Origin of the sequence: Phenylobacterium sp. Root700 (assembly GCF_001429025.1) — a bacterium.
GTDB lineage: Bacteria > Pseudomonadota > Alphaproteobacteria > Caulobacterales > Caulobacteraceae > Phenylobacterium.
Genome location: NZ_LMHT01000034.1, coordinates 98,006 through 111,769 on the forward strand (window position 1 = coordinate 98,006; position 13,764 = coordinate 111,769).

The 13,764-nt window shown below is 67.9% G+C and carries 12 protein-coding genes and 1 pseudogene; 6 read left to right on the forward strand and 7 right to left on the reverse strand.

Annotated elements, in window-relative coordinates; all coding sequences use genetic code 11:
• Nucleotides 1–8: 8 nt before the first annotated feature.
• From ASE02_RS18215 to ASE02_RS18225, 3 genes are all read right to left on the reverse strand, one after another.
• Nucleotides 9–1,334 carry an acyl-CoA dehydrogenase family protein gene (locus tag ASE02_RS18215; protein ID WP_056736033.1) on the reverse strand — a complete coding sequence of 442 codons (1,326 nt, stop codon included), beginning with the start codon at nt 1,332–1,334 and terminating at the stop codon, nt 9–11.
• A 191-nt stretch (nt 1,335–1,525) separates the two neighbouring features.
• Nucleotides 1,526–3,007, reverse strand: coding sequence for an MATE family efflux transporter (locus ASE02_RS18220; protein ID WP_056736035.1), 1,482 nt, complete (start codon nt 3,005–3,007; stop codon nt 1,526–1,528).
• Nucleotides 3,008–3,208: 201 nt separating this feature from the next.
• The gene (locus ASE02_RS18225; protein ID WP_056736575.1) at nt 3,209–4,615 is read right to left on the reverse strand and encodes an amino acid permease; all 1,407 of its coding nucleotides are present in this window, start codon (nt 4,613–4,615) and stop codon (nt 3,209–3,211) included.
• A gap of 159 nt (nt 4,616–4,774) precedes the next feature.
• Here ASE02_RS18225 and ASE02_RS18230 point away from each other — a divergent pair, with 159 nt between their 5' ends.
• Nucleotides 4,775–6,523: a DUF885 family protein gene (locus ASE02_RS18230; RefSeq protein WP_056736037.1), complete on the forward strand. Its 1,749-nt coding sequence runs from the start codon at nt 4,775–4,777 to the stop codon at nt 6,521–6,523.
• Between the two features lie 127 nt (nt 6,524–6,650).
• On the opposite strand, the gene ASE02_RS18235 is transcribed toward ASE02_RS18230, so the two are convergent.
• Nucleotides 6,651–7,286: a TetR/AcrR family transcriptional regulator gene (locus tag ASE02_RS18235; RefSeq protein ID WP_056736039.1), complete on the reverse strand. Its 636-nt coding sequence runs from the start codon at nt 7,284–7,286 to the stop codon at nt 6,651–6,653.
• Nucleotides 7,287–7,439: 153 nt separating this feature from the next.
• Between ASE02_RS18235 and ASE02_RS18240 the strand changes: the two genes are divergently transcribed.
• The 4 genes and pseudogenes from ASE02_RS18240 to ASE02_RS18250 all read left to right on the forward strand — a co-directional run bounded on the left by ASE02_RS18240 (nt 7,440) and on the right by ASE02_RS18250 (nt 11,004).
• Nucleotides 7,440–8,279, forward strand: a complete 840-nt coding sequence (locus ASE02_RS18240) for a UDP-2,3-diacylglucosamine diphosphatase (RefSeq protein ID WP_056736041.1) — start codon at nt 7,440–7,442, stop codon at nt 8,277–8,279.
• A gap of 126 nt (nt 8,280–8,405) precedes the next feature.
• Nucleotides 8,406–8,528: pseudogene (locus tag ASE02_RS23210) on the forward strand (TetR family transcriptional regulator); the annotation flags it as partial.
• Nucleotides 8,529–8,639: 111 nt separating this feature from the next.
• Nucleotides 8,640–9,737, forward strand: coding sequence for a glycosyltransferase family 1 protein (locus tag ASE02_RS18245; protein WP_056736577.1), 1,098 nt, complete (start codon nt 8,640–8,642; stop codon nt 9,735–9,737).
• Between the two features lie 40 nt (nt 9,738–9,777).
• Complete coding sequence (locus ASE02_RS18250; RefSeq protein ID WP_056736043.1) at nt 9,778–11,004, forward strand: bifunctional alpha/beta hydrolase/OsmC family protein; 1,227 nt, start codon at nt 9,778–9,780, stop codon at nt 11,002–11,004.
• Here ASE02_RS18250 and arsB read toward each other — a convergent pair.
• The 3 genes from arsB to ASE02_RS18265 are packed head-to-tail and all read right to left on the reverse strand — an operon-like array spanning nt 11,001 to nt 12,933.
• On the reverse strand, nt 11,001–12,047 hold the full coding sequence (gene arsB / locus ASE02_RS18255; protein WP_056736579.1) for an ACR3 family arsenite efflux transporter: 1,047 nt from the start codon (nt 12,045–12,047) through the stop codon (nt 11,001–11,003). The two genes, ASE02_RS18250 and arsB, sit on opposite strands and share 4 nt — an antisense overlap.
• Before the next feature lie 26 nt (nt 12,048–12,073).
• A complete protein-coding gene (locus ASE02_RS18260) occupies nt 12,074–12,589 on the reverse strand; it encodes an arsenate reductase ArsC (RefSeq protein WP_056736045.1) in 516 nt (171 codons plus the stop codon).
• Between the two features lie 11 nt (nt 12,590–12,600).
• Complete coding sequence (locus ASE02_RS18265) at nt 12,601–12,933, reverse strand: helix-turn-helix transcriptional regulator (RefSeq protein WP_056736047.1); 333 nt, start codon at nt 12,931–12,933, stop codon at nt 12,601–12,603.
• Nucleotides 12,934–12,991: 58 nt separating this feature from the next.
• Between ASE02_RS18265 and arsH the strand changes: the two genes are divergently transcribed.
• Nucleotides 12,992–13,708, forward strand: coding sequence for an arsenical resistance protein ArsH (gene arsH, locus ASE02_RS18270; RefSeq protein WP_056736049.1), 717 nt, complete (start codon nt 12,992–12,994; stop codon nt 13,706–13,708).
• Nucleotides 13,709–13,764: the final 56 nt, after the last annotated feature.

Genomic DNA, 13,764 nt, shown 5'->3' on the forward strand with positions numbered 1-13,764 from the left:
CCAGCTGGCTAGGCCGGCGCCTTGCCCCGGCCGGCGGCCTTGTAGGCTTCCTTCAGTTCACCCAGCTCCTTGGCGTACTTCTCCTCCGAAGCCTCGCGCAGGCGCGGGATGTGGTAGCTGGGGAAGAGGTCGTTGTCGGGCCGGTAGTCCTTCAGCACCTGCTTGGCGACCGTCACCTTGTGGACCTCGGTCGGACCGTCGGCGATGCCCATGACCAGCGACGAGGTCACCATGTGCATGAACGGCATCTCGTTGGAGACGCCGAGCGCGCCGTGCAGGTGGGCGGCCTTGGTGGCGATGTCGTTATAGACCTTGGGCATGGCGACCTTGATGGCCGCGATGTCCTTGCGCACCAGGTTGTAGTCCTTGTGCTTGTCGATCAGCCAGGCGGTGCGCAGCACCAGCAGGCGGAACTGTTCCAACGCGATCCAGCTATCGGCGATCTGCTCCTGCACCATCTGCAGGTCGGCCAGCTTGCCGTCGCGGGTGGTGCGCGAGACCGCGCGGCGGCACATCAGGTCGAGCGCGTGCTTGCAGGCGCCGACCGTGCGCATGGCGTGGTGGACCCGGCCGCCGCCCAGGCGGACCTGGGCGATGACGAAGGCCGCGCCGCGCTCGCCCAGCAGGGCGTCATAGGGGACGCGGACATTGGTGTAGCGGACATAGCCTTCGCTGCCCGCGCCGATCTCACCGCTGCCGACGCCGACATTGCGGACGATCTCGACGCCGGGGGTGTCGGTGGGCACCAGGAAGATCGAGGTGCGGCGGTACTGGTCCTTGGCGTCCGGATCGGTGACCGCATAGAGCACCAGCACCTTGGAATAGCGGGCGTTGGTCGAGAACCACTTCTCGCCGTTGATCACCCACTCGTTCCCGTCCAGCACGGCGCGGGTCTTGAAGGTCAGCGGGTCGGAGCCCCCGGTCGGCTCGGACATCGAGAAGGCCGAGCGGATGTCGCCGTTCAGCAGCGGCCAGAGGTACTGCTCCTTCTGCTTGTCGGTGCCGTAGTGGGCGATGATCTCGGCGTTGCCGGTGTCAGGCGCCTGGCAGCCGAAGACCGTCGGGGCCAGGCCGTTGCGGCCCAGCTTCTCGTTCATCAGGCCGAGCTTGAGCTGGCCGAACCCCTGGCCGCCGAGCTCCGGACCAAGGTGGCAGGCCCAGAGGCCCTGGTCCTTCACCTTCTGCTGCAGCGGCTTGATGAACTTCTCGCGGCCGAGCGAGCCGTGGACCGCCATGCCGAGGTGCGAAAGCGGCTCGACCTCCTCGCGCATGAAGTCCTCGATCCAGTCGAGCTTCTTCTGAAATTCCGGATCGGTTTCGAAATCCCAAGCCATCTAGCATCTCCCACAACCCCGCCGCGCGCGGGTACTTTTTCCAAAAAACGGTATGGCGGATAGCGCCGCCTGAAGAAAATATGGCGTCCAGACAGCCGCTTAGGCCTCCGGTCTCCCGGCCATTATCAAACGCTTGTTCGCGCGACGCAACGTCGCCCTGAGGGGCGCCGGCGCTTTTTCTACGGCCCGCTCTACTCGGCGGGCGCCTTGGCGGGGCTCGCCCGGTCCTGGGCGCGCGCGGCTTCCTCGACGGCCTCGGTCTCCTCGGCCAGCATCGGCGTGCCAAGGCCGGTGTCGGGAGCCGAACCGCGCGGCAAGCCTTCCATCAGCCGCGCCTTGCGCCAGCCGCCCCAGCGGTAATAGGCCGCCGCCAGCACCAGTGAGATCATCGACCCCAGCGGGAAGCTCCACCAGATGGCGTCCTGGCCCAGATAGGGCTCCATGAACTGGGCGAACGGGATCCGCACGATCCACATGGAGACCAGCAGGCCCAGCAACGGCGGCCAGACCGCCCCGGTCGCCCGGATGATGCCGTTCAGCACGAAGGCCATGCCGAACGGAATGAAGCCCCACAGCACGAAGCTGTTGATGTGCATGGCGATGGCGGTGGACGGGCTGGAAGCCGGCAGGAACAGCAACAGCACCCACGGCTCGACCAGGTAGATCAGCAGCACCGGCGTGGCGGTCATCACCGCGGCGATCAGCACGCCTTGCCTGGCCACCGCGCCCACCCGGTCCATCTTGCCCGCGCCGACGTTCTGGGCCGCCATCGACGACACCGCCGCCCCCAGCGCCATGGCCGGCATCTGGATATAGGTCCAAAGCTGGATCGCCGCGCCGTAGCCGGCCGCCGTCGCCGAGCCATAGGCGTTGACGAAGCGGATCATCACCACCGCCGCGCCGGAGATGACCAGCATCTGAAGGGCCATCGGAAACCCCTTCATCACCAGGGTCTTGATGATCGTCAGTTCGGGCAGCAGCAGCCGCCACTCCTGGCGCTTGAGGATCAGGACGCTGTCGGTGCGGTAGAGATAGACGACCATCGCCGCCAGGGTGAGCGTCTGGCTGATCAGGGTGGCGGTCGCCGACCCCGCGATCCCCAGCTTGGGGAACGGTCCCACCCCGATGATCAGCAGCGGATTGAGGATCACGTCCAGGCCGACGGCGAAGACCGAGAACCAGAACGGAGTCTTGGAATCGCCGGCCCCGCGCTGCGCCATCATGACGAACGAGAAGAAGTACATGAACGGCATGGCGACGAAGATCACCCGCAGATAGATGATCGCATCGCGCGTGGCGTCAGGCGGGGTCTGCATGATCCGCAGGATCGAGGGCGTCAGCAGATAGCCCGCGACGCCGACCGCCAGCGACAGCACCAGGAAGAAGCTGGTCGCCGAGCCGACCACCCGCTTGACCATCGCCAGGTCGCCGCCGCCCACCGACTGGGAGATCAGCAGGTTCGCCGCCATGCTGATGCCGAACACCGTGCCCAACATCAGGAAGAAGATGTTGTTGGCGTTGACGGTGGCGGTCAGGGCCGCCTCGCCCAGCACATGGCTGACCCAGATGGCGTTGGCCGAGCCGTTCAGCGACTGCAGGATGTTCGAGCCCATCACCGGCAGGGCGAACAGGATCAGGGTCTTGGCGATCGGGCCGGTCGTCAGGTCCTGCATACCCGAGGGGCCGCCCGCAGCCGCTTTCGCCTTCAAACTCACAATCGCTCCCCAAGCGCGATGAATGCGCGCCGCCCCACGCCCGGCGTCGCCCTTGAATACGGGCGAGGCTCTTACTTGGCAGGATCGCCAGGGGAGTAGGCGAGGCCGACTCTAGGCGCGGCGCCGATGGCTGTCATCCGTCCTCTCGGGAACCGGCGCCTAGGCGCTCGCCAGCCGGCTCTTCACCCGGCCGTAGAGCAGGTAGACCACGACCCCGATCGTGTTCCAGATCAGGAAGTTGACGATGGTCGAAACCGGCAGGGTCGAGAACAGGTAGAGGCAGCCCAGCACCGCCATCGGCCCGACGAACCACCAGAGCGGCGTGCGGAACGGGCGCGCGAGGTTGGGCGAGCGGCGGCGCATCACCATCATGGCGACAGCCGTGGCGATGAAGGCCAGCAGGGTCCCGGCGTTGGCCAGGGCCGCGATCTCGTCCAGCGGCAGCAGGCCCGCGATCACCGAGGCGACGACGCCGGTGAGGATGACGACCGGAGCCGGGACCCCGCGCGCGCCGACCGCCGACAGCCGGCGCGGCAGCAGGCCGTCGCGCGCCATGGCGAAGAAGATCCGGCTCTGGCCGAACATGAAGACCATGATCACGGTCGGCAGGGCCACGACCGCGGCGCCGGCGACGACGGCCGCCACCTGCGGATGGCCCAGGCTGCGCAGGATAAAGGCCAGCGGCTCGGGGCTGGCCGAGAACACCTTGAAGGGCGAGGCGCCGAGCGCGGCGGTGGCGACGATCATGTAGATGGCCGTGCAGACGAACATCGACCCGATGATGCCGATGGTCAGGTCCTTGCCGGGGTCCTTGGCCTCTTCCGCCGCCGTGGAGATGGCGTCGAAACCGTAGAAGGCGAAGAAGATGATGCCCGCCGCGGCGGCGACCCCACGCTTGACCCCGTCCGGGCTGATCTGGGCCCCGAACCCGAAGGGCGCGAACGGATGGAAGTGCGCAGGATCAAAGCTCGGCAAGGTCAAGGCGACGAAGGCGGTCAGGGCGACCAGTTTCACCAGCACCAGGATGAAGTTGACCGTCGCGCTCTCGCGGGTGCCGACCAGCAGCATGCCGGTGACCACCAGGGTGATGAAGACGGCCGGCAGGTTGATGATCCCCTCGGCGTGCGGCCCAGCCAGCAACTGCGGCGGAATATGCCAGCCCGCCTGCTGCATCAGCCCGCCGGCGTAGCCCGACCAGCCGACCGCGACGGTGGAGCAGACCACGGTGTATTCCAGGATCAGGCTCCAACCGACCACCCAGGCGATCATCTCGCCCATGCCGACATAGGAATAGGCGTAGGCGCTGCCGGCCTGCGGCATCATCGTCGACATCTCGGCGTAGCAGAGCGCGGCGAAGGCGCAGACCGCGCCGGCCAGGGCGAAGGACAGGATCACGCCGGGTCCGGCCAGGCCCGCGGCCACGCCGGTCAGGGTGTAGATGCCCGTGCCGATGATCGCGCCGACGCCCAGCGCCATCAGATGCGGCCATCCGAGGGTTCGGATCAGCTGGTGATCGCCGTGGCTGGGCGGCGGCTCGACCGGCTTGCGGCGCGTCATGAAGCTCATGGGACCCCCCGGATGATTTTGCGGAACCATGGCGCGTCCCGCGCTGGACTGGAAGTGGAGTAATTCTTCGCAGACGCCCAGGTGAGGAGCTGAAAATGCCCTTGGCGCCCAAGTGATGGGGCGCCAGCTTGGCCGCGACCTCAGAAAGACGGACCGATCATGCGGCTGGCGCCCCTCGCCCTCATCCTCGCCCTGGGCGCCACGCCCGCGCTGGCCGACGACGCGGCGGTGAACCGGCTGGTGGCCGAGTACCAGGACTATCGCCTCGCCCAGGACCCGATCGAGGCCGGAAACCAGGGCGATCGCGCGGCCCTGTCGCGGCTGCCCGATCCGAGCCCCCAGGCCGACGCCGCCCGCGCCAAGTCGCTGACAGCCTTCCAAGGTCGGCTGGCCGCGATCAGCGCCGCCGAGCTGTCCGACGAGGCGCGGCTGAACCGCGAATTCCTGGCCTGGACCATCGATCGCCAGCTCCAGAGTCTGGCCTTCGACGAGGCGCGCATGCCGTTCAGTTCGGACGGCGGCTTTGACTGGACGATGAGCTATCTCGCCGCCTCGATCCCCATGCGGACAACGGCCGAAGCGCAGGCCTGGATCGATCGCCTGAACGCCATGCCGGCCTATTACCGCGCCGAGATCGCCAACGCCCGGCGCGGGGCCAGGAACGGCTTCACCCAGCCGCGCTCCACCACCGAGCAGGTGCTGGCCCGCGCCAGGGTCCAGGCCGCCGCGCCGCTCGACACCGATCCGCTGCTGGCGCCGCTCGGTAGACTGCCCGCCGCGATCCCAGCGGCCGAGCGCGACGCGCTGCGAGGCCAGGCCCTCGCCGCGCTGGCCGGCCAGGTCCGGCCGGTCCAGGCGCAGTTCGTGACCTTCCTGGAGCGCGAATACCTGCCCGCCAGCCGCAAGAGCCTGGGCGCGCGGAGCCTGCCGGGCGGCGAGCGCTACTACGCCTGGCTGGTTCAGGACCACACGACCACCAAGCTGACGCCCGACCAGATCCATCAGAACGGCCTCAGCGAGGTCGCTCGCATCCGCCGCGAGATGGACGCGGTGATGGGCGAGACCGGGTTCAAGGGCGACTTCGCCGCCTTCCAGACCTTCCTGCGCACCGATCCGCAGTTCTACGCGACCTCGCGCGAGGACCTGCTGGAGAAGGCCTCGGAGATCGCCAAGCGGATCGACGACCAGCTGCCGGCCTGGTTCGCCACCCTGCCGCGCCTGACCTACGGCGTGCGGCCGGTGCCAGCCGACATCGAGGCCAACTACACCACCGGGCGCTATTTCAGCGGCAACCCCAAGCTGGGGATCGCCGGCGGCTACATGGTCAACACCTACAAGCTCGACCAGCGCGGGCTTTACGAACTGCCGGCCTTGACCCTGCACGAGGCGGTCCCGGGCCATCACCTGCAGATCGCGCTCAGCCAGGAGGCCGACGGCGTGCCGCAGTTCCGCCGCGACGCCGACGTCACCGCCTTCATCGAAGGCTGGGGCCTCTACGCCGAGAAGCTCGGCGGCGAGATGGGCATCTATCGCAACGCCTATGAGCGGTTCGGGCGGTTGAGCTACGAGATGTGGCGCGCCTGCCGCCTGGTCGCCGACACCGGCCTGCACTGGAAGGGCTGGAGCCTGGACCAGGCCCGCGCCTGCTTCACGCAAAACACCGCGCTGTCGCCGCTGAACATCGAGATCGAACTGGCCCGCTACGTCTCATGGCCGGGCCAGGCCCTGGCCTACAAGACCGGCGAGATGCGGATCGTGGCGCTGCGGGAGAAGGCCAAGACCGAGTTGGGCGAGCGGTTCGACATCCGCCGCTTCCACGACGCCATGCTGCTAGAGGGCCCGATGCCGCTGGACATGCTGGAGCGCCGCATCGACGCCTGGATCGCCGCGGAGAAGGCCCGCACCTGAAAGGTAGATGCCCCCCTCTGGGGGAGCTGTCAGCAAAGCTGACTGAGGGGGACTTTAACTGCCGCCGCAAGCCCCCTCCGTCGCGCTCCGCGCGCCACCTCCCCCAGCGGGGGAGGATCTAAAGGGCCTAGTCCGGCCAGAGTTCCTGGACGTCGCCCTTGCGGTTCAACACCCGGACGGCGCGCTTGACCACGGTCAGCAGACGCTCCTTGCGGGCCTGCTCCTCGAAGGTCATGGCGCCGCGCGCCAGCCCCTCAAGCAGGAAACGGCCGAGATCGCGGCTGGTCTGGAAGCGGGGGTCCTCGCCGGCCTGGGCGAGCGCTAGGAAGCGGTCGCCAACCTGATTGCGGTCAAAGGCGCTCTGGGCGTTGGCCAGCCGGTTGCGCAGCATGGCGTCGGTGCGGGCGGCGGCCTCCAGCTCGGCGAAGGCGATGAACGGGATTTCGTGCAGCAGAGCCCAATAGGCGTCGATCGCCTGCTCGGACGCGTCGACGCCAGGCGCCACCGGACCGGAGGCGGCCTGCTCGAACAGGCGTGCGCGCTCGACCTCGATATGGGTCACGGCGGCCTCAACCAACTCCTCGCGGCTGGAGAAGTGATAGAGCATGGCGCCGCGCGTCAGGTTCGCGGCGTCCGCGATCATGGCGTTGGTGGCGGCGTGATAGCCGACCTCGGCGAACAGCCGCATGGCGGCGTCGAGAATTCGCGCACGGGTGCGCCGAGACTTCGGCGTCTCCTTGGCGGGATAGGTTCGGGCGTCCATTGGACCTTGTTTTCAGGAGACCTGGGGAGGGTCGGCCTGTCCAAACCCTTAAGTCAAAAGGTGGGGCGACAAAAGGGCTGCATGCGCTTTCATGAGAATGACATGCAAACAGCCTAACCGATGAGCAGTTCTCCGCAGCCGAGGGGGCACGGAATGACTGATCTGAACGTTCGCAAGTACCGGACGGTGTTCATCTCCGACGTGCATCTGGGCACGAAGGGATGTCAGGCGGAGCTGCTGCTGGATTTCATCCGGCATATTGAGTGCGATACGCTGTATTTGGTCGGCGACATCGTCGACGGGTGGAAGCTGCGCTCGGGCTGGCATTGGCCTCAGGCCCACAACGACGTGGTGCAGAAGATCCTGCGCATGGCCCGCAAGGGCGTGCGGGTCGTCTATGTGCCCGGCAATCACGACGACCGGATCCGCGACTTCATCGGCGTCCACTTCGGCGGCGTGGTGGTGGCGCGCGACGCCATCCACGAGACCGCCGACGGCCGCCGCTTCCTGGTCCTGCACGGCGACGAGTTCGACGGGGTGGTGCAGCACGCCAAGTGGCTGGCCTTCGTCGGCGACTACGCCTACCGGGCGCTGATCGCCGCCAACACCTTGTTCAATCGCGTTCGCCGGCGGATGGGCTTCGGCTACTGGAGCCTCTCGGCCTTCATGAAGACCCGGGTGAAGAACGCCCTGCAGTTCGTCGAGAACTTCGAGGCCGCGGTCGCCGACGAGGCCCGCCGGCGCGGCGTGGACGGGGTGATCTGCGGACATATCCACAAGGCTGAGATGCGCGACATCGACGGCATCGCCTATATCAACGATGGTGACTGGGTGGAGAGCTGCTCGGCCCTGGTCGAGCACGACGACGGCCGGCTGGAGATCCTGGAGTGGGCCAAGCTGCGGTCCTGGTCGGCCATCGACCGGACGATCGGCGCGCCCGAACCGCTGCTGGAGCTGCCGATCGACGTGGTGGCCCGGCCGGTCGCGGCCTGAGCGCCTCCGGATCGATCTCATTGACAGTCGAACTGATTTGCTGACAGCTCCACTGTCATGATCCCACCGACACGCTACACCTCGAGCCTGCGGGACCGCCAGAAGCAGGCGACCCAGGACCAGATCATGCATGCGGTGGCCCGCAAGCTGGAATCCGGACCGCTGGAGGATCTCAGCTTCGCCGAGATCGCCGCCGAGGCCGAGGTCGGCGAGCGCACCGTCTATCGCCACTTCCCAACCAAGGAAGCCTTGCTGGGCGCCTTCTGGGCCTGGCTGCAGGCCCAGGCCCTCAGCCCCGCCCGCCCGGCCAGCCGCATCCGCGACGCCATCACCGCCCCGCGCGAGAACGGCCATCGGCCGATGCGCATCCTGCTGGTCACCGACGCCTGGGAGCCGCAGGTCAACGGCGTGGTCCGCACCCTGACCCGCGTGGTCGCCGAGCTGCGGGAACTGGGTCATTCGGTCGAGGTGATCAGCCCCGATCAGTTCAAGACCTTCCCCCTACCGACATACCCGGAAATCAAAGTGGCGCTCGCCGCCCACGAACCGGTGCAGGAACGCTTCAAGGCCTTCGAGCCCGAAGCCATCCACATCGCCACCGAGGGACCGCTGGGTCTGGCGGCCCGGCGCATCTGCGTGGAGTGGAAGCTGCCCTTCACCACCAGCTATCACACGCGCTTCCCGGAATACGTCTCGGCCCGACTGCCTTTGCCGCTAGCCGCCGGCTACGCCTACATGAAGTGGTTCCACAAGCCGTCGGGCCGAATGATGGTCACCACGCCGACCATGCGCACCGAGCTGGAACACCACGGCTTTGGCAACATCTCGGTCTGGTCGCGCGGCGTCGACACCGTGATGTTCCACCCCAAGCGCGACGACGAACCGGACATCTTCGAGGGCCTGGCCCGGCCGATCTTCCTGTCGGTCGGCCGGGTGGCGGTGGAGAAGAACATCGAGGCGTTCCTGGGCCTCGACCTGCCCGGCACCAAGGTCGTGGTCGGGGACGGTCCGCAGCGAGACGAGCTGAAGGAGCGCTATCCGAATGTGGTCTTCACCGGCGCTAAGTTCGGCGACGACCTGGCCGCGCACTTCTCCTGCGCCGACGTCTTCGTCTTCCCCTCGCTCACCGACACCTTCGGCCTGGTGATCCTGGAGGCTATGGCCGCGGGGATCCCGGTGGCCGCCTATCCCGCCCCCGGCCCTATCGACATCCTGCCGGGCTCCGGCGCCGGGGTCCTGGCCCACAGCGCCACCGAGGGCCTGCGCGAGGCCTGCCTGGAGTGCCTGAAGCTGGACCGCAAGGTCGTGCGCGCCTTCGCCGAGGGTTTCTCCTGGCGCGCCTGCGCCGAGGACTTCGTGAAAAACCTCCAGCCCTATCCGGAGCCGGAGAAGACCCGCTTCTGGCGTAAGCTGCGCCGGCTGGCCCGGGTGCGGCGACGCAGGCCGGAGGCGGCCTGACCAACGGCGCTTCGGCGCCTGGACACGGCGGAGGACGATGATGTCCGCAGGCGCTCTACGCGTTGAATTTCCCGGCCACTCCGGCGCGACCCTGGCCGCGCGGCTAGATCTGCCAAACGGGCCGGTGCGGGCCTTCGCCCTGTTCGCCCACTGTTTCACCTGTTCCAAGGACCTGATGGCGGCGCGGCGCATCGCCGCCGACCTGGCGCGCGAGGGGGTCGCCGTCCTGCGCTTCGACTTCACCGGCCTGGGATCGAGCGAGGGGGAGTTCGCCTCGACGAACTTCACCTCCAATGTCGCCGACCTGATCGCCGCCGCCGACTATCTGCGGGGCCACTATCAGGCGCCCAGCGTGCTGATCGGCCATTCGCTGGGCGGCGCGGCGGTGCTGGCCGTCGCCAAGGACATCGCCGAGGTCCGCGCGGTGGTGACCATCGGCGCGCCGTTCGACCCCAGCCACGTCCTGCACAACCTCGGCTCCAGCCTGCAGGAGATCGAGGAGAAGGGACAGGCCCAGGTCGTGCTCGGGCTCAAGACCTTCACGATCCGGCGCCAGTTCGTCGAGGATGTCCGCCGCCGTTCGCTGCGCGAGGCGGTGGCGAGCATGAAGAAGCCGCTGCTGATCCTGCATTCGCCGCTCGACCAGCTAGTGGGCGTCGACAACGCCACCCGGATCTTCCTGGCCGCCAAGCATCCGAAGAGCTTCGTCTCGCTCGACCACGCCGACCACTTCCTGAGCGATCCCAAGGATGCCGCCTTCGCCGCCCAGGTCATCGCCGGATGGCTGCCGCGCTACCTGACGGCCGACGCGCCGCAGGGCGAAGAGCCGGTCGAGCATGTGCGGGTGATGGAGACCGGGGTCGGCCGGTTCCAGAACATGGTCCAGGCCGGCCGCCACCGGCTGTTCGCCGACGAACCCGAAAGCGTCGGCGGCTCGGACACCGGCCCCTCGCCCTACGACTTCCTGTCGATCGCGCTGGGGGCCTGCACCTCGATGACCCTGCGGCTCTACGCCGAGCGCAAGCAGCTGGACCTGGGCCGCATCCAGGTCGAGGTCTCGCACAAGAAGCTGCACGTGCAGGACGGCGCCGCGGGCGGCGAGGACGGCAAAATCGACTGCTTCAACCGGGTGATCTCGGTGGACGCGGACATGCCGCAGGAGATGCGCGCCAAGCTTGTCGAGATCGCCGGCAAGTGCCCGGTGCACCGCACGCTGGAAGCCCGCTCAAAGGTCGAGACGCAGGTCCGGTCGTTCGACCCGGCCTAGCCGCGCGCCCTTCGCACCGCCGGACCTTGCTCGTACCAGGCCTTGCTGCGGTTCACGATCGCCACCACCGACAGCATCACCGGCACCTCGATCAGCACCCCGACCACGGTGGCCAGGGCCGCGCCGGACTTGAGGCCGAACAGGCTGATGGCGGCGGCCACGGCCAGCTCGAAGAAATTGCTGGCCCCGATCAGCGCCGAGGGTCCGGCCACACAGTGGGCTTCGCCGGTCATGCGGTTCAACAGATAGGCCAGGCCCGAGTTGAAATAGACCTGGATCAGGATCGGGACCGCCAGCATGGCGATGATCGCCGGCTGGCCGACGATCTGCTCGCCCTGGAAACCGAACAGCAAGACCAGGGTGGCCAGCAGCGCCGCCAGGGCCAGCGGCGAGACCGCGTCCAGCACCCGCTGCAACCCCGCCTCGCCGCCGCGCCGGATGATCAGGGCGCGCAAGCCCTGGGCCACGATCACAGGGACCAGGATGTAGAGCCCAACCGAGAGCAGCAGCGTCTCCCAGGGCACGGTGATCGCCGAGAGCCCCAGCAGCAGGCCGACGATCGGGGCGAAGGCCACCACCATGATCGCGTCGTTGAGCGCCACCTGGCTGAGGGTGAAGTTCGGCTCGCCGCGCGTCAGGTTGCTCCAGACGAAGACCATGGCCGTGCAGGGCGCGGCGGCCAGGATGATCAAGCCGGCGATGTAGCCGTCGATCTCGCCGGCCGGCAGGTAGGGCCGGAACAGATAGCCGATGAAGACCGCGCCCAGCGCGGCCATCGAGAACGGCTTCACCGCCCAGTTGATGAACAGGGTGACGCCGATGCCGCGCCAGTGACGGCCGACCGCGCGCAGGGCGCTGAAGTCAACCTTGAGCAGCATGGGGATGATCATCAGCCAGATCAGCACCGCCATCGGCAGGTTGACCTGGGCGACCTCCGCCGCCCCGATGACCTGGAAGGCGGCGGGAAACAGCTGACCAAGGCCGACCCCGACCACGATGCAGAGCGCCACCCAGAGCGTCAGGTAGCGCTCGAACCGCGACATGGGCGGCGGCTCGTGGGCGGCGTCGCTCACGAGGCGCGTTCCGGCGCGTCGGCCGTCTCGTGGATTTCCCGCAGCCGGGTCTGCAGCGACAGTTGGTCGATGGTCGCCAGCGGCAGGCTCAGGAACAGGCGGATGCGGGTTCCCAGCTGTCGGGCGGCTTCGGCGAAGGCCGCGGCGATCTCCGCCTCCGAGCCTTCGGCGGCGGCCGGATCGGGGATTCCCCAGTGCGCGCTCATTGGCTGGCCGGGCCAGATCGGGCAGACCTCGCCGGCGGCGTTGTCGCAGACGGTGATCACGAAATCCAAGGGCGGCGCGCCGGGGCGGGCGAACTCGTCCCACGACTTGGAGCGAAAATCGGCGGCGCTGAAGCCGAGCGCCTCGACCAGCGAGAGCGCGTGCGGATTAACCTGGCCCTTGGGCATGGAGCCTGCGGAATAGGCCCTGAACCGGCCGCCGCCCTCCTTGTTCAGCACGGCTTCGGCGATGATCGAGCGGGCGGAATTGCCGGTGCAGAGAAACAGCAGGTTGTAGGTCTTGGGCACGAAGGCGCTCCCTAGCAGCAGTCGTTGACGGTCTTGAAAAGCGGCGCGCAGATCTCCGGGGAGCCGCCGCAGCAGTCCTCGACCAGGAAGCCCAGCAGATCGCGCATGGCGTCGTATTGGGCGCGGTAGACGATGGAGCGGCCGTCGCGCTGCGAGACCACCAGCCCGGCGTTGGCCAGGATGTTCAGGTTCGCCGACAGCGTATTGGGCAGCATCTCCAGCCGACGGGCGAGTTCGCCGGCGGCCAATCCCTCGCCGCCGGCCTGGACCAGCAACCGGAACGCGGCCAGGCGGCCTTCGTGAGCCAGGGCGGCGAGACTTGTGACGGCGGATTTTACTTCCATATTTCCAGTATATTCGAAATATGAGACGTTTGAAAGACACCCATCCCGTGAGAACGCCGTGACCGACCTGCCCGCCCTACAGCCCCAGTTCCTTCGACAGCCCGCGCCCGGAAGCCTGGAGCCAGGCGAGCGCGCCGCCCATCCGCCGCGCATCCTGCTGCTCTACGGCTCGCTGCGGGAACGCTCGTTCTCGCGCCTGCTGACCGAGGAGGCCGCGCGCATCCTGCGTGAGCTGGGCGCCGAGACCCGCATCTTCGATCCGCGCGACCTGCCCCTGCCCGACAGCGCGAGCGCGGACCATCCGAAGGTCCAGGAACTGCGCGAGCTGTCGCTGTGGTCGGAGGGCCAGGTCTGGTGCAGCCCCGAACGGCACGGGGCGATCACCGGCGTCATGAAGAGCCAGATCGACTGGATCCCTCTGGAGATCGGCAGCGTGCGGCCGACCCAGGGCCGGACCCTGGCGGTGATGCAGGTGAGCGGCGGATCGCAGTCGTTCAACGCGGTGAACACGCTGCGCCTGCTGGGCCGCTGGATGCGGATGATCACCATCCCCAACCAGTCGTCGGTGGCCATGGCCTGGAAGGAGTTCGGCGAAGACGACCGGATGAAGCCCTCGGCCTATTACGACCGCGTGGTCGATGTGATGGAGGAACTGGTGAAGTTCACCCTGCTGACCCGCGACCGGGCCGACTACCTGGTCGACCGCTACAGCGAGCGAAAGGCCCAGGGGCGGGCCAATCCGATGGAGGCCCTGCGCGCCAACGCGGTGAGCTGACACGAAAACGCCGCGGACCTTTCGGCCCGCGGCGCAACGCTCTCCAGTCCGTGTAG

Coding starts and splice junctions, on each gene's coding strand:
- ASE02_RS18215 (WP_056736033.1), bottom strand. CDS start 1,334: ATGGCTTGGGATTTCGAAACCGATCCGGAATTTCAGAAGAAGCTCGAC.
- ASE02_RS18240 (WP_056736041.1), top strand. CDS start 7,440: ATGACTGATCTGAACGTTCGCAAGTACCGGACGGTGTTCATCTCCGAC.
- ASE02_RS18265 (WP_056736047.1), bottom strand. CDS start 12,933: ATGGAAGTAAAATCCGCCGTCACAAGTCTCGCCGCCCTGGCTCACGAA.
- ASE02_RS18245 (WP_056736577.1), top strand. CDS start 8,640: ATGCGCATCCTGCTGGTCACCGACGCCTGGGAGCCGCAGGTCAACGGC.
- ASE02_RS18235 (WP_056736039.1), bottom strand. CDS start 7,286: ATGGACGCCCGAACCTATCCCGCCAAGGAGACGCCGAAGTCTCGGCGC.
- ASE02_RS18225 (WP_056736575.1), bottom strand. CDS start 4,615: ATGAGCTTCATGACGCGCCGCAAGCCGGTCGAGCCGCCGCCCAGCCAC.
- ASE02_RS18220 (WP_056736035.1), bottom strand. CDS start 3,007: ATGCAGGACCTGACGACCGGCCCGATCGCCAAGACCCTGATCCTGTTC.
- arsB (WP_056736579.1), bottom strand. CDS start 12,047: ATGTCGCGGTTCGAGCGCTACCTGACGCTCTGGGTGGCGCTCTGCATC.
- ASE02_RS18230 (WP_056736037.1), top strand. CDS start 4,775: ATGCGGCTGGCGCCCCTCGCCCTCATCCTCGCCCTGGGCGCCACGCCC.
- ASE02_RS18250 (WP_056736043.1), top strand. CDS start 9,778: ATGTCCGCAGGCGCTCTACGCGTTGAATTTCCCGGCCACTCCGGCGCG.